Here is a 25566-nt window from a genome sequence, read left to right on the forward strand (position 1 = left end):
TCCTGCCCGTCAGTTGCTGTCCGGCGCTTGATCCGGCTGCTCGCACAGATCGTGCAGCAGCCGGGCATCCAGCAGGGCGTGATGGGGGACGTGTTCGGGAGGCAGATGGCCAAGCGGGTCGTCGACCTCGCGGCACCCCCGGATATTGTCCGGCAGTCCCTTGGGAGCCAGCAGCGCGGTGAGCAAGGGCCAGTCCCAATGCAAGGCATCACCAACAATCACCGCCTCACCCTGGGCCAGCAGGAAGATCCGAACCTGTTCAGCCGCGTCGCGTCGCGTCAGTCCCTGCTGCTCGATATCCAGTAGCGGCAGCACGGTTTCCACGACGAACTCCGAGCAGTCGTCCAGTGTCCAGCCCTCACTGAGCTCGACATAGCACTCATCACCGGTACTGCTGACCAGCGCCAGCGAAATCAGCTTGCGCTCAAGCGTCAGTGAGGTGAATTCGGTGTCGAGGTAAATGCGGTGCATGGGCCGGCATCCAGCAGAATCGGGTCGCCGAGTATAGCAAGTTGCCGGCAGATCGACTTACAGGCCGCGCCAGCGAGCATTCAGCCACAGTGACAGGCCAATCACCGCGCCGCCGATGGCCAGCCGCAGCAGGTCGGCGTCGCGGTTCCAGACCAGCAGGTTGACCAGCAGGCCGGCGGGGATCAGGGCATTGTTCATTACCGCCAGGGTGCCGGCATCGACCTGACTGGCGCCCCGGTTCCAGAAAAAGAACCCCAGCCCCGAGGCGACCAGCCCGAGCCAGCCAAGCACCAGCCAGTGCACTGGCGTGCCTGGCAGTTGCTGCGGATTGCCCAGCAGCCACCAGGCCGGCAGCACCACCAGCAGCGCACCGACAAAGAACAGCCCGAAGCCTTGCCATTGCTGGCGCCGGTCTACCTGATAGTGGCGCATCAGATGGGCGTAGCCGACCTGCCCGGCGGCAAAGGTCAGGTTGGCCAGCTGCAGGATCAGAAAACCACGGAAAAAACTCTCGCTCAGGCCGTCATAGCGAATGATCGCCGCCCCCAGCACCGCCACTGCCGCCGCCAGCAAGGGTGCCGCGCTGAAACGCCGGCGCAGGGCGTTGTCCAGCAGCGCGATGTAGAGCGGGGTGAAAATGGTGAACAGCAGCACCTCGGGCACGCTGATATACAGAAATGACTGGTACAGGGCGATGTAGGTGATGCCGAACTGCAGTGCACCGACCAGCAGCAGCCCGGCGATCAGCCCCTGAGGCAACCGCTGCGGGCGCAGCAGTGGCAGAAACAGCAGGCCGGCCAGCACGACCCGGGTCAGCACCGCAAAATAGCTGTCGACCTGGCCGGCCAGATACTCGCCGATCAGGCTGAACGACAGCGCCCACAGCAGGGTGACGGCAATCAGGCTGGGCATCGGGGCTGTTCCGCAATGGAGGACGGGCGCGCAGTATAGCCAGTCACCGCTGCCGGGTCATAGCCACCAGCCAAGCAGCAGCAGGCCCAGCAGCAGCCAACCGCTCAGACTGACCGGCCAGCTGCGCCACAACTGGTTCCAGCGTCGCTCCAGTGCCCGCCAGCGCGCGCTGGCGGCGCGAGGCTGCAGGGCCGGCAGTGGCGGACGTTGCAACTGGCGTTTCAGCCATAACGAGGGGCGCAGCACCACCGGCTGGCGCCGCGGACGCAGGGCGGCCGGCCACTGCCAGCCCTGCTGCAATGCCAGGCTGCCGAGCAGCAGGGCCAGTAGCAGCGGCCAGCCCTGGGCCAGCAGTGCGGAGGGCTGCAGGCTGTCCAGCAGCGCCGGTTGCAGCGGTGGCCACAGCCACAGCAGCAGGGGAGCCAGACACAGCAGGGCGGTCAGTCGCCAGCGGATATCGGCGTGGTGTTGGCTGCCGGCCTGGTGTTGCAACAGCCAGAGCAGCCGCAACAGCAGCAGGGCAGTGCCCAGGGAGCCGAGGCTGGCCAGCCACGACAGTCCGGTCGACCAGTCCTGCAGGGGTTGTTTCAACAACTGCTTGAGGGCCGCGCCGCTGGTCAGTGGCAGCCCGGCCAGCGCCAGTGCCGGCAGCGCTGCCAGCACCACACCGAGCCGACCCAGTTGCTGGTGTGTAGCCAGACCGGCCGCCATGAACAGTGCGCCCTTGGCCAGTGCATGCTGGGTGGCATACAAGGCCAGCAGTGGCACCCCAAGCGTATTGAGTGCCGGAGATTGCCAGCCCAGTGCCAGGATCACCAGCAGCCAGCCCAGTTGGCTGACCGAGGACCAGGCCAGCAGGGATTTCGCCGCCGCCTGGCGCAGCCCCATCAGCACGCCGTAGAAGGCGCTGCAGAGCCCCACGCCCAGCAGCAGCGGGGCCAGTGCCGCCAGCAGCGGGTCAGCACTCGGCAGCATTCGCCACAACCCGAGAATGCCGGCCTTCAGCATCACCCCGGAAAGCACCGCGCTGGCCGCTGCCGGCGCCACCGGATGTGCTAGCGGCAACCACAGGTGTAGCGGCCAGAAACCCGCCTTGAGGCCGAAGCCAATCAGCAACAGTGCCGCAGCACCCGGTGCCAGCGGCGTGTCGCGCCAGTCGGCCAGCAACAGACTGCCGGTGCCGGCATGCAGTTGCAGCAGCAGGCCGGCATACACCAGCATCTCACCGAGGACTGCCAGCTGCAGATAGAGTCGTCCGGCACGGCGGGCCTGGGGCGTGCCCTTGTGCACCACCAGGCCGTAGGCACTCAGGCTCATCAGGGTAAAGCCGGCATAGAAGCTGATGACATCCTCGGCGATTACCAGCAGCAGGTTGCCGGCCAGTGCCAGTTGCCAGAACCACCAGAAGCGCCGATTGTGCAGCTGTGCCAGGTCGGCGGCGGCATAGCGTCCGGCGACTGCCCAGAGCAGCGCGCTGAAACCCAGCCAGACACTGGCGCTGCCATCCAGCAAACCCCAGCGTGCGCCCGGCCAGAGCAGCGCCAGCTCCAGGCTCGCCGGCTGCAGCCACAGCAGCACGGCCGCCGGCAGGCAGCCCAGCCAATGCCAGCGCGCCAGCGCCGCGCGGCGCAACAGCAGCAGGGGCAGCAAGGGCGCCAGCGGAACCAGCAACCAGAGCAGCGCGCTCACAGGCCAAACTCCCGGTTGACGATCAGTTGACTCCAGGCCAGCGGGCTAAGCCCGCTGCCGGCCAGTATCCCGACCAGCAGGGCCAGTGCCGCAGTTAGCAGTGTCGGCCACAGCAGCATCCAGTGCGTCTCGCCGAGTCCGGGCCGGCCAGTGCCGAGCGGTTGCTCGTCAGGCCACTGGCCGGGTGCACGGGCAAACCAGCCACGCCATAGCAGTGGCAGGAAGTAGGCGGCATTCAGCAAGCCGGAACCGACCAGTACCAGCAGCACCCAGTCATGGCCACTTTCCAGCGCGCCCAGTCCCAGATACCACTTGCTGATAAAACCGGCGATCGGAGGCACCCCGATCATGCCCAATGCACCCAGGGTAAAGGCGGCCATGCTGAGTGGCATGCGCCGGCCAATGCCATCCATCTCGCGAACGCGATGCACGCCCAGCGTCTCGGCAAAATTGCCGGCACAGTAGAACAGGGTGACCTTCATCAGCCCCTGGTGCACCAGATGCACCAGCGCGCCGACGGCGGCCAGCGGGCCGAGCAGGGCAACACCGAGGGTGATATAGGACACCTGGCTGACGGTGGAAAAGGCCAGGCGCTTTTTCAGCTCCTGCTGCTGCAGGGCGCGCACCGAGCCATAGATGATGGTCATCGCCGCCAATGCCAGCAACGGCAGATGCAGACCGAGCGCTTCAACCTGCTCGACGCCGTAAACGTCGTAGACCACGCGGATGATGCCGAAGGCGCCGGCCTTGACCACAGCCACCGCGTGCAACAGGGCGCTGACCGGTGCCGGTGCAACCATTGCCTGCGGCAGCCAGCCATGCAACGGTAGCAGGGCAGCCTTGACCCCCAGGCCGGCGACCATCAGCACCAGCGCCACCGCCAGCAAGGGTTGTTGCGTGCCCATCTGTGCTGCCAGATAGCCGCCGGGGACAAACTCCGGGCTGCCCCCCAGCGCATGCAGCAGGGCCACACCGAACAACAGCAGGCTGCCGCCGCCGAGGGTGTAGGCCAGATACACGCGGCCGGCGCGTAATGCCTCTGGCGTGCCACGGTGCACCACCAGCGGGAAGGTCGCCAGCGTCAACAGTTCGTAGAACAGCAGGAAGGTCAGCAGGTTACCGGCCAGCGCCAGCCCCACAGTGGCGCTCACGCACAGGCTGAAATAGCCGAAGAAACGCGAACGCAGCGGCGAACGTTGCAGGTAGCCGATGGCATACAGGGTGGTGGTCAGCCACAGCAGCGAGGACAGGCTGACAAATTGCAGCGCCAGTGCATCGCCACTCAGCAGCAGGCTGCCGCCGGGCACCAGCGGCAGCTCGAAGCGGAACTGCATGCCCTGGCTGACGCCCCAGAGCATCAATCCGACCAGCAGCAGCTTGATGGTCACCCCGGCCAGGTTCAGCGTGACCCGCAGGCGCTCCTGATGCTCCGCCAGGCTGAAGATCAGCAGGCCCGGCAGCAGCGAGCTGAGCACAATGGCCGGTGGCAGCAGACTGGTCCAGTTCACCAGGGCACCTCCTGTAGCCAGCGCAACAGCGGCTCAGCGATCAAGGCCAGCCCCCACACCACAAGCGCCGGCAGCATCGCCAGCCACTGGGCGAAGCGATCAGGGCTGAAGTCCGCCGGGATTGGCTCGGCACGGTCGAAGCTCAGCACCACCACGCGAAACACATAGGCGGCACTGGCCAGCGTGCCGAGCAGTACCGCCAGCGCCCAGGGCCAGTGCTGCGGCTCTGCCAGCAACGGCATCAGCAACACCCACTTGGCCAGAAAGCCGCCACTTGGCGGCAGACCGATCAGGCTGGCGCCGGCCAGGGTAAAGGCGAACATCGCCAGCGGCATGGTCTGGGTCGCGCCCTTGAGCGCCAGCACTCGACGGCTGCCAAGGGTCGCCTGCATTTCGCCAGCGGCCAGGAACATGCTGACCTTGGCCAGCCCGTGCGCGAGCACGAACAACCAGAGCGCCACCGACAGCCCCGGGTCCTGCCAGTGCAGTAACAGCCCGAGAGCCAGCAGGGCATAACCGAGCTGGGCCACCGTAGAGTAGGCCACCAGGGTTTTCAGCCAGGGCGTGCGCATGGCTGCCCAGCCGCCGGCCAGCAGCGCCGCCACCCCGGCCAGGGCAAACAGCAGGCCGGCCTGCTGCGCCGCATCCGCCGGAGCCAGCCGGCTCCAGAGCATCCACAGAATGAACAGCGGGCCCTTGACCACCAGCGCCGACAGCAGTGCACTGACCGAGGTCGGTGCGCTGGCATGGGCCGCCGGCAGCCACTGGTGCAGCGGCCACAACGCGGCCTTCAGCATCAGCCCGAGGGTCATCAGCCAGAGCGCAACCCGGCTGCTGCGCGAGTCGAACGGGTATTCGCCAAGCCGTGCGATATCCAGCACGCCGAACTCGCCATAGATCAGCGCCACACCGAGCAGGTAGCACAGCGAGGCAGCCAGCGACAGCAGCAGGTAGCGCAGCGCGGCAGCATGCGCGCGGGGGCCGGCAATGATGATCAGCGCCACCGCGACCAGTCCCAGCAGCTCCAGGGTGACATACCAGTTGAACAGGTCGGTGGACAGCCACAATGCCGCCAGACTGGCCTGCAACAGACATGACAGCGGCCAGAAATCGCTGTCACGGGTCTGGCTGTGGCGGCTGCGCGCCGCATACACGCTGACCAGCAGGTGCAGCAGGGCACTGAACACCAGCAGCAGCGCGCTCAGCGGCGTCAGGCTGAAACCGATACCCAGCGGGCTGTCCCAGCCGCCCAGCTGCAGATGCTGGCTACCCTGTTGCAGCACCGAACGCAGTGCCTGCAGCGCCGCCAGCAGGGTCAGCGCATTGACCAGCAGCACCAGCCAGGCTGCGCGCCGCTGCAGCAGCAACAGCCACAGCGCACAGGACAGCGGCAGCACCAGCACCAGCAGCGCCGCGTTCATTCGTCCTGCTCCGGCTTGCCACTGCTGGCCAGCCGCAAGGCAAAGGCGCTGGCGCTGGCGGCCACTACCAGCCCGGTAACCACCAGCGCCTGCAGCACCGGGTCCGGCGGCTGCACCCGGCTGGCCAGTGCCACCATCACCATAAAACAGCCGCTGCCCATGATGTTCAGGGCAATGATCCGGCGCAGGGCATAGTGCTGCACGATCAGGCCATGCAGGCCAATCAGCCAGAGTGCCAGCCCGCCGATCAGGTAGAGTGCCGTCTGGGTCATGGGTCCAGCTCCTGACTGTCGGCACTCACCAGCAGGATCAGGCTGGCGGCAATCGACAGGGTGGCGGCCAGCTCGATCAGCAGAATCAGCAGGCCGGCTTGAGCCGGCGGGTAGACCAGCCAGCCATCACCAAGCCAGGCGCCGGCGGTGGCCACGCCAAGAAACAGCAGCAGGCCGCCGAGCACCAGCAGGCGCAGCGGCCAGTAATGCCAGCGCAACGGCGGCAACAGACCCGCCAGCCGCAGCACCAGGGCTCCGGCCGCCAGCAGCGCGCCTGCCTGGAAGGCGCCGCCGGGGGCATGGCTGCCACGCCACAACAGATAACCGCCCAGCAGCACAGCCAGGGGTGCCAGCATCCGGGCCCAGGCCTCCAGCAACGGCCAGCCAGGGGCGGTTACCAGTGCCGCCGGGCGCAGCTGGCGCACGCCAAGCAGCGCCAGCAGCAATACCGCCAGCTCCAGCAGGGTGTCCCAGGCACGAAAGTTCAGCAGTACCGCCGTGACCGGATGGCTGACACCACTGCTGTCGAGTGCCGCATTGACCGCCGCCGGCAGGGGCTGGTCGCCCTGTTGCAACGGCAGCACTGCCGGCACCAGCAGCGCTAGCAACAGCAGGCCCAGCAGGGCGCCGCCGACAAGGCTTGCCGGTGTCTGTTTGCGCAGCGCTGGTTGACGGCTGCGCGCCAGTGCCGCCAGCAGCATGGCCCCGAGCAGGCCGGCACCGATGGCCGCTTCGGCCAGAGCCAGATCCACCGCGCCAAGCCGGGCCCAGGCCAGCGCCAGCAGCAAGCCGAAGACAATAAACAGCACCACCGAGGTATACAGCCGTGGCGCATGCAGTGCCGCCAGTGCCAGCATCAGCAACAGACCGACCAGCGCCGCGTCGAACAACCAGTCAGCGCTCATCCGGCAGGTCTCCGTCAAGTTGCCGCTGATGGCGCGCCAGCAGCTGGCAGGCAGTGGCTCCGGAGGCCATGACCAGCAGCCATACCAACAGCAGGCGCAGGGCGGTATGCAGCTCCTGGGCCTGTAGCGCCAGCCCCAGCGCCAGCAGCCCGAGTCCCAGGGTATCGGCCTTGGTTACCGCATGCAGGCGGCTGAAAATATCGGGAAAGCGCAGCAGCCCCAGGGTGCCGGCAATGAAAAACAGCAAGCCGGCGCCAATCAGCGGCCAACTGCCCCACCACAGCCAATCAAGCATCACGGCGCCTCAGCAGCTGTACCAGGGCAATTGACACCACCGCCGCCAGCAGTGCCAGCAGCAGGGCGACATCCAGCAGTGCGGGCTGGCCGGCGGCCTCGGCCAGCACCAGCAGAATGGCCGTGCCGCTGGTCCCCAGCAATTGCACGGCAAGCAGCCGGTCAGCACGGGTCGGGCCGCGCAGTACCCGCCACAGGCCGGCGGCAATGCTCAGCAGCAGAATCAGTGCACAGAGCATCAGCATCGGCGTAACTCCCCGAACAGCGCTGCGAGATGGCGCTCCAGCTGGCGCACCACCGGCTGCCACGGTTGTTGTTGGTCGAGTACATGCAGGTGCAGGCAATCCTTGTGTACATGGCTGGCCAGTGTGCCAGGCAACAGCCCGACCAGTGCCGACAACAGCAGCTGAACCTGCGGATTGCGGCAGTCCAGTGACAGCTTGACCCAGGCCGGGTCCAGCGGCATGCGCGGATGCACGGCCCGGCGCGCCACATCCCAGCCGCCGCGCCACAGTTGCCAGGCAAAGAACAGCAGCAACCCCGGCGCACGCCGCCAGTGCAGTCGCGGCCAGGGCAGATGCAGGCGGATTGCCAGGGCGCTGGCCAGCAGTGCTGCCGGCAGCCCCAGGTACCAGCCGGCATGTCCGGCCAGCAGCCACCACAGCAGTACTGATGCCAGCAGCCAGTAAAGGCCGTCCCGCCGGTATGTGACCAAGCTGTCCTCCATTCGCAGTCCCCCTGAGGCATGCCTGTTCACATACTAGGTGGGGGCGGGTGGATGACTCAAATTCGCGGGGAAAAAAATCTGTATATATCGTCACCGGATCTTGCAGCGACGCGACACTGGCAGATAGGCGCAAACTAAAAAGCACAAGGCCCGCAGATGGCGGGCCCGGCTGGGTAAAAAGCGGTTACTGGACCCGGAAGAACTCTACCTCGGCCCTTAGCTGGCGAGCCAGGCCGCCGAGTTGCTGACTGGCCGCCGAGACCTGCTCGCTGCCGGCCGAGGTTTCCAGGGTGGCGTTGTGGATACGGGTGACGTTGCGGTTGACTTCCTCGGCCACGGCGCTCTGCTCCTCGGCGGCACTGGCGATCTGGGTATTCAAATCATTGACCGCCGTTACCTCATTGCGGATCTGCAGCAGTGCCTGTTGCGCCTGCTGTACCTGGGACACGGTGTTGCCGGCCAGCTCGCGGCTGGTCTGCATGATCTGGGCGGCAGCCCCGGTACCGTTCTGCAGGTTGCCGATCATTTCCTGAATCTCGCGGGTGGAGCTCTGGGTGCGTGCCGCCAGCGAACGCACCTCGTCGGCCACCACCGCAAAACCACGGCCCTGCTCGCCGGCCCGGGCCGCCTCGATGGCCGCGTTGAGTGCCAGCAGGTTGGTCTGCTCGGCAATCGCATTGATCACCTCGGTAATCCGCTCGATATCGGTACTGCTGCGATACACCTGATCGACCCGTTCGGCAGCGGTTTCCAGGGTCTGCGCCAGTTGCTGGATGGCACTGGCGGTCTGCTGCACGCGCTGGTCGCCATCGGCCACCAGTTGCTCGGCGCTGCGGGTGGCCTGCGCGGCATTCGCCGCATAGCCGGCCACCTCGTTGACCGTGGCGGCCATCTGGTTGATGGCGGTGGCGATCTGCTCGGACTCGCGGGTCTGCAGGCGGACCTGCTGGATATTGTTGCCGGCGGTGGCTTCCAGTTGACTGGAGGCATCACGCAGTTCGCTTGCTGCATGGTTGACCTTGCCCAGGGTGCCGGACAGCCGTTGCAGCATGTCACTAGCGGCCGCCATTACACTGTTGCGCGGAAACTCGCCAGCCGGCAGGCTAAGGTCGCCGGTCGCCAGCCGGCGCATCAGTGCAGCGACCTCCTGCGGTTCGGCACCCAGGGTGCGGCGCAACTGGCGAATGATCAGCACACTGGCAACCAGACTCAGCAGCACCGCCAGCAGACTGATACCCAGCATGCTGTTGCGGAAACCCCCGGCCACCGCGCGCACAGTGCCCAGCTCGCGCTCGATGTCGGCTTCCTTGTAGTCGATAAAGGCGTTGATGCGCTTAAGCCACTCGCTGTAGGCCGGCGCCACCTGGTTGCGCAGGTGCTGGCGGCGGGCCTCTTGCTGTTGCAGTTGCAGCAGCTCGGCGGTGGCACGCAGGGCCTGTTGCTCGATGTCATTGATGGCATCCAGCAGGCGCTGCTCCTCGGGGCTGTTGTAGGCACGGCCAAATACCTGGCGCATGGTCTGCGCCGACTCCCGGTAGAAGTCCTCCAGCCGCTGTGCCTCGCGCAGCAGCGCCGCCTGCTCGGCGTCGGAGTTAGTCAGCACCACATCGCGCAGCACTATCGCCCGGTCATGCACACTGCCACGGAAGTTGATCGCTTGGCGCTGCTTGCTGGTGGAGTTCTCGCTGACATAGGTCAGGGTGCTGTCGATGATGCCGACGCGCTGAATCCCGATCAGGGTGATGGCCAGCAGCAGCGCAACTATCAGGCCAAAGCCCAGGCCAAGGCGTTGGGCGGTACTCAGTGATCTGCTCATGGGTATACCTGTATGGATGTTGTACAGCGTCTGCATATCTTATACAAGAATAAATATTTGTACATAAATACTTGCTATCACAGTGATAGCAGTGCCCATGAGGCCCGCCCGCCGGCTGGGCATAACCGGCAAAGCGTGCCAGCATGCAGGCATGGTCAGACAGGAGCTTTGCCATGAACGGACAGGAACACCCGCGCAGCAGCGGACTGGCGGTACTGATTGATGCGGACAACGCCAACCCGGCGATTGTCGAGGGCCTGCTGGCGGAGGTGGCCAAGTTCGGCGTGGCCAGCGTCAAGCGCATCTACGGCGACTGGACCACCCCGGCGCTGGGCAAATGGAAAGCCGCCCTGCTGGAGCACTCGATCCAGCCGATCCAGCAGTTCGCCTACACCAGCGGCAAGAACGCCACCGACAGCGCGATGATCATCGACGCCATGGATTTGTTGTACAGCGGCGACTTCGCCGGCTTCTGCATTGTCTCCAGCGACAGCGACTTCACCCGCCTGGCCTCGCGGCTGCGCGAATCCGGCAGGCAGGTGTACGGCTTTGGCGAGCAGAAAACCCCGAAACCCTTCGTCGCCGCCTGCGACCGTTTTATCTACACCGAGATTTTCAGCAGCCGCGAAGCCAGCGAGGCGGCAATCAAGCGCAAGACCGCGCAGGAACTGCGCCAGGACGCCAAACTCTGCCACCTGTTCCGTCAGGCCATCGAAGCCGCCGCCGACGAAGACGGCTGGGCCAACCTCGGCCCGGTCGGCAGCCAGATCGCCAAGCAGATGCCGGAATTCGACCCGCGCAACTACGGCTATACCAAGCTCAGCGAACTGGTCGAGGGCATGGGCCTGTTCAGCCTCTCGCGCCGCGAGCACGGCACGCCCTATATCAGGGACCAGCGGCCGGTGAAAAAGGGCTGAGGGGGTTCAGCCTGGCGGGATGTTGAAACGCGCCAGCTGACCCAGCAGCGGGGTGGCGCGGACCATGAATAGCGGCGCCACTGCGAATTTGTCTCGCGAGCTTGGGTGGGCTTGCTGCTCAACCAGGCCCAGCCACTGGAACAGGCTGAACAGGCGGTGGCCCATGGCGTAGATGACCTGTTCCCGGGCTGACTGGTATGGCCGGTCCCGGGCCTCCATCGGCAACGTTGGAAAGGCCCGCAACCAGTCTTCCAGCCAGTCGCCTTCCTCACGCCAGTCGCCGGCATGGCATTGCAGCAGCCAAAACATGAAGGGCGCAGTGGTACGAATGCCGTAGCAGTCATCATAGTGGTCCAGCCAGGCCCAGTTGAAGGTCCTCAGGATGCACTCCAGCAGTTCCAGATAGAGCGTGCCCCACTGGTTGTTCCGGCCCAGTGCAACAAACCGTTTGCGAGCCAGCAGACGGCCCTTGCGTACCTGCACCAGACCACACAGGTCAGCCATCACATGGGCGAAGTGCACCGGCACGCAGTCCAGCTCGGAGCGGATTGATGTCAGGGCCTCAGGGTAACGGCTCAGTTGCTGTGGGTCACCGGCAGTCAGCATGGCGCGGACCACGGCCAATGGCAGGTTGCCTCTGGCAGTCAGCTTCACACCCTGGTCACCCAGAGCGTCCAGCAAGCTGGCCAGCATGCGTAACAACGGCACCTGCTGACACAGCTCAGCTGTGTTCGGGGCTTGCCACTGCAACAGCTCGGGGCAGTCGAAGGTCTGGTAGAGCAGGGCATGCACGGCATTCGGACTCAATCCGGCGAAGTCATCGAGTGATTGGGCATTGCGCCGATGCACCTGATGTCCAACGCCACCAAGAGCGGCCAGCTGGGTATTGATTTGATCAACCGCCGGGTTGCCTTGTGGAAACTCGGTCGAGCCCCACCAGCTGCAGCTGTGCTCATGCTCCGGGTGCTGCGGATCATTGAGTGCATGCAGGAACTCGGCAAAACCCGGAATGCCACCCACATCTTCCGGCGGACAAAACCCGACGGCGTGCAGGCAGCGAGGCAATTGCTCGTCGGCCAGGGCCGGCAAGCGCTTTTCCAGCCGGATCTCGTGCTCCCAGCCATCCCCGAAGTCATAGTCGTAGTACAGGCGATGCTTGTCGCTGACCAGCACATCACCCAGCCTGACCTGGTGTTCGTCAATCCAGTCGAGCATGCCGTCCGGGTCCTGCTCGGGGTCGCCAAAGACCTGTCCCTGACTTCCCCGGAAACAGTGCAGGTGTGCATCGCTCCAGCCCATGCACAGTTGCAGGGTATGGTGCAGCTCCGCAAGCGTGGCATCGCTGCTGACACGCAGCCTGCGCCAGATGCGCGGCGTGCTGTATTTGAGGGTAACTTGCAGTTGCAGGGTGTCTGGCATTGGCTTGCGCCTGTCACAGGTGGGCGGTGGGTGCCAGCTTACTGTTCGCTGGCGGGATGCTCAATCGGCCGCTCAATCAGTCAGCGGCGTGCTGCAGCGGAAAACTCGGTTACACTGCTGAGCCATACTCACCAGTTCCCGGGAGCAAGCATGTCAGAACAGGATGTGCGTTGGCTGCAACGCCTTGCCAATTATCAACGGGCCCTTGCGCGCCTGCGTGAGGCGGTTCAGCTGGCCAACAGCAGGCCGCTTAGCGATCTGGAAAAACAGGGGCTGATTCAGGCGTTCGAGTTTGTCTTTGAGCTGGCCTGGAATCTGATGAAGGACTACTTCCTGTATCAGGGCAACCCGAGCATCACCGGTTCCCGCGATGCAATTCGCACGGCCTTCAAGCAAGGGCTGGTGGCTGATGGTGAAGGCTGGATGGAAATGATCAAGAGTCGCAACCAGTCCGCGCACACCTACAACGAGTCGGTGGCCAATGCCATTTGCGAGCAGGTGCTGGGCTTGTATTTCAGTCTGTTCGAGGCCTTTGCCGCAGACATGCAGGCACGGGCAGAGCAGTCGTGATGAGCCATTTGCAGGACACTGGCTTGCCTGAATCCGCCATCCAGGCATTGTGCGGCCTGTTCAGTCAGTGGCCGGCGATTGAGAGTGTCTGGCTGTATGGTTCACGGGCCAAGGGCAACTGGCGGCCGGGTTCGGATATTGACTTGAGCATCAGGGATAACGGACTGAGTCTGTCAGACTTGATGGCACTGGAAAACCGCATTGATGATTTGTTGTTGCCGTGGATGGTTGATCTGTCGCGCTATGCCGATATCGACAATCCGCAACTCAGGGAGCACATTGACCGGGTTGGTCTGTGTTTCTACCAGCGTGCCACGGAACACGCCGCCAACCCCTGATCCAGTGCTGGCGTTGCTAGCTCGCCATCCCCTATGCCCAACCATTCTGCTGCCTGATTGAATGCCGCTGCGGCTTGGCCTGTGGCGGCCGGGCGGCTAGGGTGTGGGCAGGCTGGCGCGGGCATCGGGCCCGGCGCCTGGGGATTGCGGGAGTGACGTATGCAGCAGTATTTCAGTCTGGCCGGGCGCACCGCGCTGGTCACCGGTGGCAGTCGCGGCATCGGCAAGATGATTGCCCGGGGCTTTGTACAGGCCGGGGCGCGGGTGTTTATCTGCAGTCGCAAGCTGGACGAGGGGCAGGCGACCGCCGAGGAACTGCGCCAGTGGGGCGATTGCACGGCGCTGGCGGCGGACCTGTCGAACGAGGCGGGCGCGCGTGATCTGGCGCAGCAACTGGCCGGGCTGACCGGGCAGCTGGACATTCTGGTGAACAATGCCGGCACCGCCTGGGGCGCGCCGCTGGAAAGTTTTCCCGCCGAGGGCTGGGCCAAGGTCATGCAGCTGAACGTGACGGCGGTGTTCAGCACCACCCAGCAGTTGCTGCCGTTGCTGCGTCAGGGTGCCAGTGCCCAGAACCCGTCACGGGTGATCAATATCGGTTCGGTGGCGGGCATCACCACCATGAACGAGGATGCCTGGTCCTACGGGCCGAGCAAGGCGGCGGTGCACCAGCTGTCGCGGCAGCTGGCGCGTGAGTTGGTGGATCAGCATATCAACGTCAACGTGATTGCTCCGGGGCGCTTCCCGAGCAAGATGACCCGGCACATTCACCATGACCCTGAGGCGCTGGCGCGCGATTGCCACGACATTCCAATGCGCCGCTGGGGCCGCCCGGACGAGATGTCGGCACTGGCAATCATGCTGGCCAGCACCGCAGGTGCTTATATGACCGGGGCGGTGATCCCGATTGATGGCGGTTTTACCCTTTAACCCGGATTCGTGATTCTGCGCCATGCCCGGCAAGGGGTTCTGGACCGTCGATAGCCAGGGATGGCTAGCGGCGAGCCCCCAGGGACGGGTTTACGGCGTGTCCAGAACTGCTTGCCGGGTATGGCGAGCCGCGCACTGGTCTGCCCGGAGCCTCCCTCACACCACATCCTGCATAAAGTCCAGCAACCCCTGCTGGCGGATGACCCGGCGGTGCTGGGCCCACAGCTCGGCCACCCGTTCGCGGTTGAGTTGCTGGCGGTCGAGCAGTACGCGGGTGTTCAGCTCGCCGATCGGCTGGGCGCTGGGCACCTTGCTGAACACGAACTGGTTGCTGATCAGGTCGAGGAACGGGCCGGCCTTGCTGGTCGGCATGATAAAGATCAGCTGCAGGCCGAGGGTTTCGGTGAGGTAGCCGATCACCTCGCGCGAGCGCGTCTCGTCCATGTGCATAAAGGCCTCATCGACAATCACCATGCGCAGGTGGCTGTCGCCGTCGTTGAAGCGGAAGGCGCTGGTGACGGCGGCGGCGCGGATGATGTAGGCCGGGGTTTCCAGCTGGCCGCCGGAGCCGGTGCCGTATTCGCTGAGGCGGATTGGCGGCTTGCCCTGCGGATGCTTGAGGATGTCGTAACGACGGTAGCGGCGGTAGTCGCTGATGCGTTCCAGTTCACGCAGCGCCTGTTGCTCGTCGCCATCCAGCAGCAGTGACAGCAGACGGTCGCGGATGTCGGCGGCGCGTGGGCTGAGGCTGACGTCGAACAGGCTGGCGCCGTCGCCGAGATTCGGCATGTCGATCACTTCACGGAAGAAGTCCCAGTACTCGCGGAATTCCGGTATCCAGTTCCATTCGAACTGGAAGCGCTCGCGGTCGGCGCCGAATTGGTGGTGCTCCAGCTCGCTATTGAGGTTTTCCAGCACCCGCCGGCCATCGTGGATGGCCTGGTGGATCTCGTGGCAGAGGTCGCTGACAAAGGTGCTGTTGAAGCTGTCGCGCAGGCTTGCCAGCTGTTCCTGCTTTGCCAGCAGTACGTTGTTGCGCAGGCGGTTGTGCAGGTTGTCTAGCTGCAGGCGCAGCTGGCCGACATGCCGGTAGAAGCCGGCGCTGTGCAGTTCGGCCGGGCTGTCGTGCAGCAGCTGGTCGGCCGGCTGGGCCTGCTGGTTGTACTGCGCGATGGCGCGCTCCAGTTCCACCGCCTGGCGGTTCAGGCTGGCGCCCATGCTGCTGCTTTGCTCGCTGAAGTCGAAGCTGCCGTGGGCCTGGGCCAGTTGCTCGTCAAGCTGCTGCAGGTGCGCCTGCGGGTCCAGGCCGGGTAGTTCGGCGGCGGCTTCCAGCAGCGCCTGTTCGGCATTTTCCTTGTGCTCCAGCAGTTCGTCGCTGCGGTCGGCGAACTGGCGCAGCTGCTGGCCGAGGGCGGCGAGCTTTTCCTCCAGCCGGCCCTGTTGCTGGTCGAGTTCCTTGGCGTGGCGTTCCAGTTCGCGGTAGCGCTGGCTGGCCTGCTGTTGCTGCAGTTCCAGATCGCGGTACTGGCCCAGTTCGAGGTGTTCCAGCTGGCGCTCGACATCCTGCAGCTGGCGCTGGCTGGTCAGCAGCTGGCCGGCGCAGGCGGCATAGTCGAGCGCGGCAAACTGGCCGAGCAACTGTTCCAGCTGGCGCAGCAGCGCCTGTTCCTGACGCAGCTGGTGGCGCTGCAGTTGCAGCGGCTCCAGGCTGGCCTGCTGCGCGCGCAGGTTGCGCTGGCGTGCGGCGGCACCGAATACCAACTGGCCGTCGTCGAGGTCGCAGCGGAACAGCGCATAGTTGCCCGAACCCATGCCGTCGCGGGTGATGCCGCGACGGGTGTGGCGCAGTGCGGCGGGATCTTCCACCCTCAGTACGCTGCCGTAGGAGGCGCGTACATAGGCTTCGGCGACCCGATGACTGAAGCGCATCACCTGCAGGATCGAATCCTCCGGCAGGCTCTGGCGTTCGGCATCCTGGCGCGCCTTGTCGCCCTGGATCACCCGCGCGCGGTTGCGTTCGCGGCCGCCAAGCTGGCGCACGATACGGATCGCCTCGGCCTCGAATTCCGGCTCGACCAGAATGCCGAAGCGGCTGCCGCCGATATAGCCCTCGATCGCCATCTGCCAGTCCGCATCGAGCACCTCGATATGGTCGCAGAGCACCCGCGGGTCGGCCTGCGGGCACTGCTGGCGGATCGCCCGCAGGGCATCCTCGACATGCGCCGGGTAGCTGACGCGGCTGGCGTTCAGGGTGTGGATGCGCTGTTCGATCTGCTGCAGCTGGCGTTCGCAGCTGGCCAGTTCGCCAGCCTTCTGCTGGATCTGCCGGTCCAGGTGCTGGCGCAGGCTGACACCCTGGCTGTCGCTGGCCTGCAGGCGCTCGGCCAGCTGGTTGTGCGCCTGCTGCTGGGCGCGGATGCGGTCCAGGCCGGCCTCCAGCGGGCTGAGGTCGAGCAGGTCACGGTTGAGCAACTGGTCGAGCTCGGAAACCGGCTGTTGCGGGTCAGCCAGTACCGTGCGCAGTGCCTGCTGCCAGCCGCGTGAGGCCAGTTGCGGCAGGTTGACCGCCAGGCTGTGCTGGGCCAGCAGTTGCTGCACGCCGTGCAGCGCCTCCAGGTTGCGGTCGCGCTGGGCGGCCTGGGCACGCAGCGGTGCGATGGCTTCCTGCAGCTGGCGGTTCAGCTGGTTGCGCTGCTGCTGCAGCTGGTCCTTGCCCTGCAGTGCCGGGATGCCCTGACGCACGGCTTCCAGGCGTACCTGTTCCTGGTGCGCCTGCTGCTGGCGCTCGGCGGTCAGGCGCTGGTCATCGAGCAGCGCGTGCAGCTCGGCCTGCAGCTGCTGCTGTTGCTCCTTGGCGCTCAGGTAGCCCTGCTGGTTGTGCTGCCAGCGCTGGGCGGCGGCCTGGTAGTCAAGGCCGGTGCGTTGCAGCCAGTCGAGCTGGTAGTGCTCGGCCTGCTGGCGCGCCTGCTGCAGGATATCCACCGCGCTGCGCACCCGCGCCGCCTCCTGCTCCATGCCATGCACGGTGCGCAGCAGGTCGCGGATGCGCTTGATGGTATCGCCGAAGTCACGGGCTTCCAGCACTTCCTCGGCAACGAACTGGTCGATCGAGCGCACCGGCTTGTAGGCCATGAAGTTGGCGAAGGTGCGCGCGGCGTGCTTGGCCTCGCGGATCGATACGGCATCGCGCTTGCCGCGCAGGGCACCGTACAGGCGCGCCAGATACTGGCTTTTCTTGTCGTAGACTTCGACCTGCGCCTTGCCCAGGCGCTGGCGCAGCAGGTTGGGCAGTTGCGGCACCGGAATCACATGCCGGCCATCGGTCTGCTGGTGGATAAAGTCACTGAGGCTGAGCATCTCGCCGGGCAACAGCATCAGCAGCAACTCGTCCTGGCGGGCCTGCCGGCTGCTGCCGGCGGCGTCCAGGTGGGCGCGTACGCCAATCACTGCGGTGAAGACCTCGGCGGTTTCGCCCTGGGTCGGGTGAAACACCCCGGCGATATAGCCGTCGGTGTCCCAGGGCCGGGCAAAAGCGCCGTCGTCACAGCCCAGAACATAGGAGGCGAGGGTGCGCACCTGCTTGCCGCCGCGCCCGCGCTGGGTGGTTTCGTCCTGCCCTGGATTGTAGTTGAACAGGTTGTCGTGGGCGGCGGTCATCAGCGTCTGCAGCGCGTCGGCGGCGGTGGTCTTGCCCGAGCCGTTGCCGCCGGAGAACAGGTTGACCGGGCCGTATTCCAGCTCTTCGTTGGGCAGGTTGCCCCAGTTCAGGGTGATCGAGCGTTTCAGGTACATCAGCGCAGCTCCTCATCATCGGCATCGCTGTCCGGGTCCGGGCTGTGGTCGTCCGGGCCACCGGCCAGCTGGCTGAGGGCGGTGTCGGTGACCAGGCTGAGAATGCCCGGGCGAACGGTCAGCCAGGCCTCGGCCTCGGCGCCGCTGTCGGCCGGGTTGCGGATCAGCCGCAGCTGGCGCATGCGCCGCAGCAATGCCTGACGCTCGCCGTGCTGGTCCGGCAGGCTGCGGCCAAGCAGGTTGCGGTGGGCCAGGTTGAGTGCTTCGAGTGACAGCATCACCTGCCCCAGTTCATCCACCGCGCCCTCGCGCAGGGCCTTGTCGTACTCGGCGCGCAGCACCAGGATCAGCATTACTTCCTGCTGGTTAAGGCGTTCGCGGAGGGCCGCCGATTCGCCATCCTCGGCATCCGCCAGACCAGGCGCCTCGGCCCCCGGCGGGAACAGTCGCAGCAGGTGGAAACGCGGCTCGTGCAGCAGGCGGATGCGCAATACCTGCAGGTAGTCCTCGACCAGGTCGGCGACCTGCAGGTAGCGGTCATACAGCTCGGCCTCGCGCTTGCTCTGGTCGCGGCTGAGCACGCCACGGTCGAGCAGGCGGATCATCAGCTCGGAAAAGTCCTCGGGGGTCAGGCCACGGTTGGCCAGGGCGGCTTCCAGTGCGTCACGCATGGTCGTCGTGTTCCAGTTCGATGATAAAGCCGTCGCGACGGCTGAAATAGGTTTCGCCAAGCACTGGCTCGGCGCTCGGTTCGATGCGCAGGCGCAGGCCCTGGGCGGCGTGTTCGGCGCTGGCCAGCTCGATCAGGTGACTGAGCGCCAGCAGGTCGCCGGCGCTGTTTACCGGCAGGTCGCGGTTGTCCAGCCGGCGCGCCTCGCCGAGCGCCCGTTGCAGGTAGCCGCGCAGTTCGCTGGCGGTGATGCTGAAGGCCTTGTCGAGCAACTGCTGGATCGCCAGCTCGCGCAGGGTGGCCGGGTCGGCCGGCTGCTGTTCGGCCATCAGGCTCTGCACCGGCGGGCGCTGGCGGCGTTCGCGCAGGCGGATCTGCGCCGGGTCGGGCAGTGCCACGCGCACCCCGGCCATCGCCGTGCCGGCGGCCAGCAGCCGCGCACTGCGCTCGGCCTCCGGCAACTCGCCGAGCTGGCGGCAGACTGCAAGTATGTCGTTGTGCTTCTGGCTGTGCAGGTAGCTGAGCTGGCGGATCAGGATGTCGGCGCGCTGGGTGAAGCTCTGCAGGGTGCGGCGCAGGGTCGGCAGCATGATGTCGGCAGCGTTGCGCAGGCGCAGTTCGATAGTGTCCAGCAGCTGCCAGAGCAGCGAGCTGTTGGCATCCACCAGCAGGTCCGGCGACAGCCGGCGCAGTTCGCGTTCGGCATGTGCCTTCCACTCACGCGGCTTGCGGCGGATGCGTTCGATGGTCTTGAGGATGCGCTCGCGGTGCTTTTCCACGCTGTCGGCCGACAGGCGGATCGCCAGGTCCGGCTGGAAGCGCCGCTCCATGAACTCGAAGAACTGCTCGCTGGCCTGTTCCACCAGCTGCTGCGCCTCGACCTCGCGCACCAGCTGGCGCTTGCGCTCCTCCAGCTCGGCAATGATGTCGCTGAAGTCGGCGAGGATGCGCTCCGAGGCCTCGTGGGCATCCAGCAGGTCGTAGACCTCGCCGTGCTCGGCAAACGCGGACAGAGCGTTCAGGGTGTTGCGGGTATTGCGGTGGCGGGTGCGCGCGTTGCGCCCGGCGGCTTCCACCAGCGACTGGGTAAACAGCCGGCCCAGGCGGCTGAACGGGTAGGTCGAGGCGAAGCTGGCCTGGTCGACCTGACGCTCCAGCCAGCCATGCTCGAGCAGGCTGTTGAGCACCCAGCCGGCCTGTTCGCGGTTGCTCTTGAAACGGCTGCCGTCCTGCTCGTCATCGTCCAGCAGCGGGGCGCGTTCCAGCGCCTCGCAGAACAGTTCGACCAGTTGCTCGCGCTGCAGTGATTCGCCGTGGTCGGCATTTGCGCTGTACAGCCGCTGGTGCAGCAGGCGCAGGCATTCGACGATCTGTTCGCGGTATTTGCTGGTCAGCGGGCGAAAGAAGTGCAGTCGCTGGTCGGTGAAGAACATGCGGCATCCGGTGCGCAGTGGATCAGTCGCGCATTATGCCGCATTCAGCCGGCTTGTGGCGCCCCGCTGGTGCTTGACCGGAGGCTGCTCAGGCGTCGCCGAGACTGGCCAGCCGGGCACGGATAGCGCGTTCGATGCCGGCCACATCCAGACCGCACTCGGCGAGCATTTCCTCGGGCCTGGCGTGCTCGACATACAGATCCGGCAGCCCCAGATTGAGTACCGGCAGGTTGATGCCCTGGGCCTGCAGCCATTCGTTCACCGCGCTGCCGGCACCGCCCATCACCGCGTTCTCTTCCAGGGTCACCAGCAGGCTGTGGCTGGCCGCCAGTTGCCCGACCAGTTCGCCATCCAGCGGCTTGACGAAACGCATGTTGGCGACCGTCGCATCCAGTGCCTCGGCGGCCTTGAGGGCGTTGGCGTGCAGCGTGCCGAAGCAGAGGATCGCCACCCGCTGACCCTGACGGCTGATCAGCCCCTTGCCAATTGGCAGGGGTTCCAGCGTCGGTTCAATCGGTGTGCCGGGGCCGGTGCCGCGCGGGTAGCGCACCGCTGCCGGGCCGTTGTGCAGGAAGCCGGTGGTGAGCATCTGGCGCGTTTCGTTCTCGTCGGCCGGGGTCATCACCAGCATGTTCGGCAGGCAGCGCAGGTAGCTCAGGTCGAAACTGCCGGCATGCGTCGGGCCGTCCTCGCCGACCAGACCGGCGCGGTCGATGGCGAACAGCACGTCGAGGTTCTGCACGTCGACATCATGGATCAGCTGGTCATAGGCGCGTTGCAGGAAGGTCGAGTAGATCGCCACCACCGGCTTGGCGCCCTCGCAGGCCATGCCGGCGGCCAGGGTCACCGCGTGCTGCTCGGCAATCGCCACATCGAAGTAGCGCTGCGGGAAGCGCTGGCTGAAGGCGACCAGATCCGAGCCCTCGCGCATCGCCGGGGTGATCCCGAGCAGCCGCGGGTCATGCTCGGCCATGTCGCACAGCCACTGGCCGAACACGTTGGAGAACTTCAGGCGCACGGCTTTCGGTGCCTGCAGCTGGTCCGGCTTCGGCTCGATCTTGGTGATCGCGTGGTAGCCGATCGGGTCGGCCTCGGCCGGGGCAAAGCCCTTGCCCTTGCGGGTGATCACATGCAGGAATTGCGGGCCTTTCAGCTCGCGCATGTTGCGCAGGGTGGAGACCAGCATCGGCAGGTCATGGCCGTCGATCGGGCCAATGTAGTTCCAGCCGAGTTCCTCGAACAGGGTGCCGGGCACCAGCATGCCCTTGGCATGTTCCTCGGTGCGCCGCGCCAGTTCCCAGGCCCTGGGGATCTTCGACAGGACCTTTTTGCTGTTCTCGCGCAGGTGCGAGTAGGTGCTGCTGGAGAGGATCTTGGTCAGGTAGTTGGACAGCCCGCCGACATTGTCGGAAATCGACATGTCGTTGTCGTTCAGTACCACCAGCATGTCGGCATCCACATCGGCGGCATGGTTGAGCGCCTCGAAGGCCATGCCGGCGGTCAGGGCGCCATCGCCGATCACCGCCACCGTGCGCCGGTCACTGCCCTGCAGCCGCGCGGCAATCGCCATGCCCAGTCCGGCACTGATCGAGGTGCTGGAGTGGCCGACGCCGAAGGTGTCGTAGGGGCTTTCGCTGCGCCGCGGGAAGGCCGCCAGGCCGTTTTTCTGGCGCAGGCTGAGCATCTGCTCGCGGCGCCCGGTGAGAATCTTGTGCGGATAGGCCTGATGGCCGACATCCCACAGCAGGCGGTCATGCGGGGTCTGGTAGACGTAGTGCAGGGCAATGGTCAGCTCGATCACGCCGAGTCCGGCACCGAAATGCCCGCCGGTCTGGCTGACGCTCCACAACAGGTAGGCGCGCAGTTCGTCGGCCAGGGTGGCAAGTTGCGCCTCGTCCAGCTGGCGCAGCTGGGCGGTGTCGTCAATCCGGTCCAGCAGCGGGGTGCTAGGCCGGCTACGCGGCATGTCGTGGAAAGTGCTGGGCATCAACGGGTGCTCTCGGGTGCGCTGCAGCAGGCCGCAGGCCTGTGGCGGGCGACGCTGCCACGGGATGCGGCAGAAAAACAGGCACGCAGTTTACCCCAAGCCGGCGGCCAGCCCAACTGCTGCGCAGTCCGAGAGCCTGTGAATGGTTAGTCCTTGGCGCGCTGCTCAGGCAGCTGGCTTGGGTTGGCCCATTGCGGGTTGAGGCCGTTGGGGTTGCTGTTATCCAGTGCAATGCGTTCAACCATCAGTCGGTAGCGCAGGCTGCCATCTTCGGCGTGGGCCTGACTGATGCTGAAAACTAACAGGGCGGCGATGCTCAGGGCAGTGGCTTTCCACATGGTGATTCTCCTTTGTTGAAAGTGCAGATCCATCATGCCGTGCGCGCCCTGACAGGTGGCTTGCCGGTGGATTACAGCTTTGCAATGGGGCCCAGCAGCCAGCCTGGCTGACTATCAGCGCCAAGCTGACAGGGATGTAATGGTTGCCTAAGCCATGTGAAAGCTCGGCAGTTTCATTATCAGTGACAGGTCGATGATTTTCGGCTGGGTGAAACAGGAGAGCACAGATGAACAACCGCAAAGCTGCAATGGTGTTTGGTGTCGGGCTGGCTGTGGCAGTTGGCCTGGCAAATGCCCAGGGCATGATGGGCGGCAAGCCAATGATGGGCAGTATGCCGGGTGACTGCATGATGATGGAAGCAGGGCATCCAGAGATGCAGGAAATGCAGCAGTTGAAGGCACGCATGCAGGCAGCCATGGCCCAGCCGCAGGCAGATCTGCAGGAGGTGCTGGCGATGCATGACCGGATGGCGGCCCTGCATCGCCTGCAATTGGTTGACTGTCTGAGCAGGCGCGCTGCAGCGCCGCTTGAGGCGCCAGCTGAGGTTGAGGCAGACGAGGACGATCACGCGGCGCACCACTGATCGCCACTGCTTGGCGGTACAGCCGCCGGGAATGACCCAGGGAGGTGGATATGCAGGCAATGCTTGATGGGGCTGCCGAGTATGAGGTGATAGTGCCCGGCATGGGCAGTGACCATTGTGCCGGTCTGGTCAGGCAGAGCCTGCAGCGGCTGGATGGGGTGCTGGAGGTGCGCACCAACATTGCCAGTCATCTGGTCTCGGTGCGTGTGCGTAACGGTGACGTCGAGCGCCAGCAGTTGCGACAGGCGATCGAAAATGCTGGTTACGAGGTGGCCGTAGTACGCGCAGCCAGTACCCAGGACAGCCATGTCGATGAGGATCTAGCGGTTGATCGACGCTACCTTGCTGAAGCTGCACGCCGGCTTTGGATAGCCGGGATACCGGCCAGCCTGATCATGCTGCTGATGATTCCTCAGATGTTCTGGCGGCCACTGCCAGGTTATCTGGTGATGGTTGCGCTATTGGCCTTCCCGGTGGTGTTTCTGGCGGGGGGTGCAGCGACCCACAGGGCGTCCTGGCGTGCGCTGCGCAACCGTACTTTGAATATGGATGTACTGATTTCGCTGGGCAGTTTGCCGCCCTATTTTATCGGCCTGCTGGGGTTCATCTATCCGATGACATCCTTTATGGAAATGGCCGCCACCATCATGACCTTCCACCTGCTGGGGCGTTATCTCGAGGCCAAGGCAAAGGGCCGGGCATCCCAGGCTATTCGGCGCTTGCTGACGCTGGGGGCAAGAACCGCACGGGTCGAGCGGGACGGTGTTGAACAGGAAGTTGCCGTGCAGGACCTTCAGCCCGGCGACATTATGCTGGTCCGTCCCGGGGACAAGATTCCCACCGACGGCGAGGTGATCGACGGCGAAAGCCACGTTGATGAATCCCTGGCCACCGGCGAATCATTACCTGTCTACAAGCAGGTGGGTGATCAGGTACTGGGTGCAACCATCAACAAGGAAGGACGGTTGCGGGTCAGGGCCCTGCGGGTTGGTCGGGATACCTTTCTGGCACAGGTCATTCGGCTGGTTGATCAGGCCCAGGGCTCACGGGTTCCCATTCAGGAGTTTGCTGACCGCATGACCGGGCGGTTTGTGCCGCTGGTGGTGCTGATTTCGCTGTTCAGCATGGTCGCCTGGCTGGTGTTCCCGGAGGCATTGCGCCCGGTCTTGTCGTGGGGGGCGCAGTGGTTGCCCTGGGTAAATCCCCAGGCAGAGGGGCCGGTGCTGGCACTGCTGGCGGCTGTTGCGGTGCTGGTAATTGCCTGTCCCTGTGCGCTTGGTTTGGCCACGCCAACAGCATTGATGGTTGGTTCCGGTCTGGGTGCCGAGCGCGGGATACTGATCAGATCCGGCGAGGCCATACAGACGTTCAAGGACATCCGTGTGATGGTACTGGACAAGACCGGAACCATAACCCGTGGTGAACCACGGCTGACGGATATGGTTGCATACGGCGTCCCGGAGACGCAGTTGCTGCGCCTGGCGGCCAGCGTGGAGAACGCCTCGGAGCACCCGATTGCCCGGGCGATTGTCGAGGGTGCCCGTGAGCGTGGGCTTGAGGTCGGTGCGGTAAGCGAGTTTCGCTCGGTTGGTGCACGCGGTGTCGAAGGACGTGTTGCCGGCCAGCGGGTGCTGCTCGGCAACCGTCGCCTGCTTGCTGAGCTGGGTGTTGCCGGGCTCGAGCAACTGGACCGGCGACTGCAACAACTGGAGAGCCTGGGCAGTACGGTGGTCTGTGTGGCTGCCGATGGCGTTGCACTGGGATTGCTGGCGGTTGCCGATACGCTCAAGAGCGAATCCCATGAGGCAATCCGCAGCATGCAGCGCATGGGTTTGCGGGTGGTGATGCTCACCGGAGACAACCAGCGTGCCGCGCAAGCGGTAGCTGACAGTCTGGGGATTGATGAAGTGCAGGCAGAGGTGCTGCCCCAGGGCAAGGTGGATGCCATTCGCCAGCTGCAGCAACGTTACGGCAATCATGTCGCCATGGTCGGCGATGGCATCAATGATGCGCCGGCACTGAAACAGGCAAACGTCGGCATTGCGATTGGCGCTGGTGCCGAGGTGGCGATCGAAGCGGCGGATGTGACGCTGGTGCGCGGTGAGCTGACCGGGGTTGTGGAAGCCATGCAGCTATCCAGAGCCACCTTCACCAAAATAGTGCAGAACCTGATATGGGCGAGTGTTTACAACGTGGCGGCCATCCCGATGGCCGCACTTGGATTGCTGCATCCAATGATCGGCGTGATGGCGATGACCGCCAGCTCCCTGTCGGTGATCGGCAACTCGTTGCTGCTGAAACGACGCTTCGCGCGACACACTCAGGGAGGTGCGCCATGAACCACCTACCACCGCGGCAAGACGGACAGCATCGGAGAATGCCGGCCAGCCGGCGTTACTGGCTGGTGTTTGCCGGATTTGCGCTAATCGCGCTGTTCTTTCTCTGGCAGGAGCATCGCGCACATCTGTTGGGAAGCTTGCCATGGATAATTTTGTTGCTGTGCCCGTTAATGCATCTGTTCATGCATCGGGGACATGGTTCGCATGGGCGCAGTGGCCGGGGGGAAGACTGAC

Annotated in this window: 24 protein-coding genes; 7 read left to right on the plus strand and 17 right to left on the minus strand. The window is 65.1% G+C overall.

Annotation, left to right across the window (positions count from 1 at the left end; genetic code table 11):
- Nucleotides 1–9: 9 nt before the first annotated feature.
- The 11 genes from BMZ23_RS12860 to BMZ23_RS12910 all read right to left on the minus strand — a co-directional run bounded on the left by BMZ23_RS12860 (nucleotide 10) and on the right by BMZ23_RS12910 (nucleotide 10015).
- The gene (locus BMZ23_RS12860) at nucleotides 10–471 is read right to left on the minus strand and encodes a hypothetical protein (protein ID WP_093478138.1); all 462 of its coding nucleotides are present in this window, start codon (nucleotides 469–471) and stop codon (nucleotides 10–12) included.
- A gap of 57 nt (nucleotides 472–528) precedes the next feature.
- Nucleotides 529–1383, minus strand: coding sequence for an EamA family transporter (locus tag BMZ23_RS12865; protein WP_093478141.1), 855 nt, complete (start codon nucleotides 1381–1383; stop codon nucleotides 529–531).
- Between the two features lie 57 nt (nucleotides 1384–1440).
- Complete coding sequence (locus BMZ23_RS12870) at nucleotides 1441–3072, minus strand: complex I subunit 5 family protein (protein WP_093478144.1); 1632 nt, start codon at nucleotides 3070–3072, stop codon at nucleotides 1441–1443.
- Entirely contained in the window at nucleotides 3069–4580 is a 1512-nt protein-coding gene (locus tag BMZ23_RS12875) for a complex I subunit 5 family protein (RefSeq protein ID WP_093478147.1), read from the minus strand. Before BMZ23_RS12875 ends, BMZ23_RS12870 begins: the two co-directional genes overlap by 4 nt.
- Complete coding sequence (locus BMZ23_RS12880) at nucleotides 4577–6001, minus strand: complex I subunit 5 family protein (RefSeq protein WP_093478150.1); 1425 nt, start codon at nucleotides 5999–6001, stop codon at nucleotides 4577–4579. The genes BMZ23_RS12875 and BMZ23_RS12880 overlap by 4 nt, the downstream gene beginning before the upstream one ends.
- Nucleotides 5998–6273 (minus strand): NADH-quinone oxidoreductase subunit K, encoded by a 276-nt coding sequence (locus tag BMZ23_RS12885; RefSeq protein WP_093478153.1) that lies wholly within the window; start codon nucleotides 6271–6273, stop codon nucleotides 5998–6000. Before BMZ23_RS12885 ends, BMZ23_RS12880 begins: the two co-directional genes overlap by 4 nt.
- Nucleotides 6270–7178 carry a hydrogenase subunit MbhD domain-containing protein gene (locus BMZ23_RS12890; RefSeq protein ID WP_093478156.1) on the minus strand — a complete coding sequence of 303 codons (909 nt, stop codon included), beginning with the start codon at nucleotides 7176–7178 and terminating at the stop codon, nucleotides 6270–6272. The genes BMZ23_RS12885 and BMZ23_RS12890 overlap by 4 nt, the downstream gene beginning before the upstream one ends.
- Nucleotides 7168–7473: a cation:proton antiporter gene (locus tag BMZ23_RS12895; RefSeq protein ID WP_093478159.1), complete on the minus strand. Its 306-nt coding sequence runs from the start codon at nucleotides 7471–7473 to the stop codon at nucleotides 7168–7170. Before BMZ23_RS12895 ends, BMZ23_RS12890 begins: the two co-directional genes overlap by 11 nt.
- Nucleotides 7466–7717, minus strand: coding sequence for an MrpF/PhaF family protein (locus tag BMZ23_RS12900; protein WP_093478162.1), 252 nt, complete (start codon nucleotides 7715–7717; stop codon nucleotides 7466–7468). The genes BMZ23_RS12895 and BMZ23_RS12900 overlap by 8 nt, the downstream gene beginning before the upstream one ends.
- Nucleotides 7711–8199, minus strand: coding sequence for a Na+/H+ antiporter subunit E (locus BMZ23_RS12905; protein ID WP_093478165.1), 489 nt, complete (start codon nucleotides 8197–8199; stop codon nucleotides 7711–7713). The genes BMZ23_RS12900 and BMZ23_RS12905 overlap by 7 nt, the downstream gene beginning before the upstream one ends.
- A gap of 184 nt (nucleotides 8200–8383) precedes the next feature.
- Nucleotides 8384–10015, minus strand: coding sequence for a methyl-accepting chemotaxis protein (locus BMZ23_RS12910; RefSeq protein ID WP_093478167.1), 1632 nt, complete (start codon nucleotides 10013–10015; stop codon nucleotides 8384–8386).
- 173 nt (nucleotides 10016–10188) lie between these two features.
- Here BMZ23_RS12910 and BMZ23_RS12915 point away from each other — a divergent pair, with 173 nt between their 5' ends.
- Nucleotides 10189–10932 carry an NYN domain-containing protein gene (locus tag BMZ23_RS12915; protein WP_093478169.1) on the plus strand — a complete coding sequence of 248 codons (744 nt, stop codon included), beginning with the start codon at nucleotides 10189–10191 and terminating at the stop codon, nucleotides 10930–10932.
- A gap of 6 nt (nucleotides 10933–10938) precedes the next feature.
- Here the strand turns inward: BMZ23_RS12915 and BMZ23_RS12920 are convergent, their stop codons facing one another.
- Nucleotides 10939–12351 (minus strand): plasmid pRiA4b ORF-3 family protein, encoded by a 1413-nt coding sequence (locus tag BMZ23_RS12920; protein ID WP_093478171.1) that lies wholly within the window; start codon nucleotides 12349–12351, stop codon nucleotides 10939–10941.
- A gap of 150 nt (nucleotides 12352–12501) precedes the next feature.
- Between BMZ23_RS12920 and BMZ23_RS12925 the strand changes: the two genes are divergently transcribed.
- The 3 genes from BMZ23_RS12925 (at nucleotide 12502) to BMZ23_RS12935 (ending at nucleotide 14189) form a co-directional block, all read left to right on the plus strand.
- Entirely contained in the window at nucleotides 12502–12921 is a 420-nt protein-coding gene (locus BMZ23_RS12925) for a nucleotidyltransferase substrate binding protein (RefSeq protein WP_093478174.1), read from the plus strand.
- Nucleotides 12921–13259: a nucleotidyltransferase family protein gene (locus BMZ23_RS12930; RefSeq protein ID WP_093478177.1), complete on the plus strand. Its 339-nt coding sequence runs from the start codon at nucleotides 12921–12923 to the stop codon at nucleotides 13257–13259. Before BMZ23_RS12925 ends, BMZ23_RS12930 begins: the two co-directional genes overlap by 1 nt.
- A 159-nt stretch (nucleotides 13260–13418) precedes the next feature.
- Complete coding sequence (locus BMZ23_RS12935; RefSeq protein ID WP_093478180.1) at nucleotides 13419–14189, plus strand: SDR family oxidoreductase; 771 nt, start codon at nucleotides 13419–13421, stop codon at nucleotides 14187–14189.
- A 156-nt stretch (nucleotides 14190–14345) separates the two neighbouring features.
- On the opposite strand, the gene BMZ23_RS12940 is transcribed toward BMZ23_RS12935, so the two are convergent.
- The 5 genes from BMZ23_RS12940 to BMZ23_RS12960 all read right to left on the minus strand — a co-directional run bounded on the left by BMZ23_RS12940 (nucleotide 14346) and on the right by BMZ23_RS12960 (nucleotide 22409).
- The gene (locus BMZ23_RS12940; RefSeq protein WP_093478183.1) at nucleotides 14346–17981 is read right to left on the minus strand and encodes an ATP-binding protein; all 3636 of its coding nucleotides are present in this window, start codon (nucleotides 17979–17981) and stop codon (nucleotides 14346–14348) included.
- Nucleotides 17981–18652 (minus strand): DUF4194 domain-containing protein, encoded by a 672-nt coding sequence (locus tag BMZ23_RS12945; RefSeq protein WP_093478185.1) that lies wholly within the window; start codon nucleotides 18650–18652, stop codon nucleotides 17981–17983. Before BMZ23_RS12945 ends, BMZ23_RS12940 begins: the two co-directional genes overlap by 1 nt.
- Entirely contained in the window at nucleotides 18645–20084 is a 1440-nt protein-coding gene (locus BMZ23_RS12950; RefSeq protein ID WP_093478188.1) for a Wadjet anti-phage system protein JetA family protein, read from the minus strand. The genes BMZ23_RS12945 and BMZ23_RS12950 overlap by 8 nt, the downstream gene beginning before the upstream one ends.
- An 88-nt stretch (nucleotides 20085–20172) precedes the next feature.
- Nucleotides 20173–22071, minus strand: coding sequence for a 1-deoxy-D-xylulose-5-phosphate synthase (dxs, locus tag BMZ23_RS12955; protein WP_093478191.1), 1899 nt, complete (start codon nucleotides 22069–22071; stop codon nucleotides 20173–20175).
- A gap of 146 nt (nucleotides 22072–22217) precedes the next feature.
- A complete protein-coding gene (locus tag BMZ23_RS12960) occupies nucleotides 22218–22409 on the minus strand; it encodes a hypothetical protein (RefSeq protein WP_093478194.1) in 192 nt (63 codons plus the stop codon).
- Nucleotides 22410–22636: 227 nt separating this feature from the next.
- Between BMZ23_RS12960 and BMZ23_RS12965 the strand changes: the two genes are divergently transcribed.
- Genes BMZ23_RS12965 through BMZ23_RS12975 form a run of 3 tightly spaced genes read left to right on the plus strand, consistent with a single transcriptional unit; the run spans nucleotide 22637 to nucleotide 25565 of the window.
- Nucleotides 22637–22993, plus strand: coding sequence for a hypothetical protein (locus BMZ23_RS12965; RefSeq protein WP_093478197.1), 357 nt, complete (start codon nucleotides 22637–22639; stop codon nucleotides 22991–22993).
- Between the two features lie 50 nt (nucleotides 22994–23043).
- Nucleotides 23044–25332, plus strand: coding sequence for a heavy metal translocating P-type ATPase (locus tag BMZ23_RS12970; RefSeq protein WP_093478200.1), 2289 nt, complete (start codon nucleotides 23044–23046; stop codon nucleotides 25330–25332).
- Nucleotides 25333–25370: 38 nt separating this feature from the next.
- Entirely contained in the window at nucleotides 25371–25565 is a 195-nt protein-coding gene (locus BMZ23_RS12975) for a DUF2933 domain-containing protein (protein WP_093478203.1), read from the plus strand.
- Nucleotide 25566 lies beyond the last annotated feature (1 nt).

It is taken from the genome of Halopseudomonas yangmingensis (genome assembly GCF_900114825.1).
GTDB lineage: Bacteria > Pseudomonadota > Gammaproteobacteria > Pseudomonadales > Pseudomonadaceae > Halopseudomonas > Halopseudomonas yangmingensis.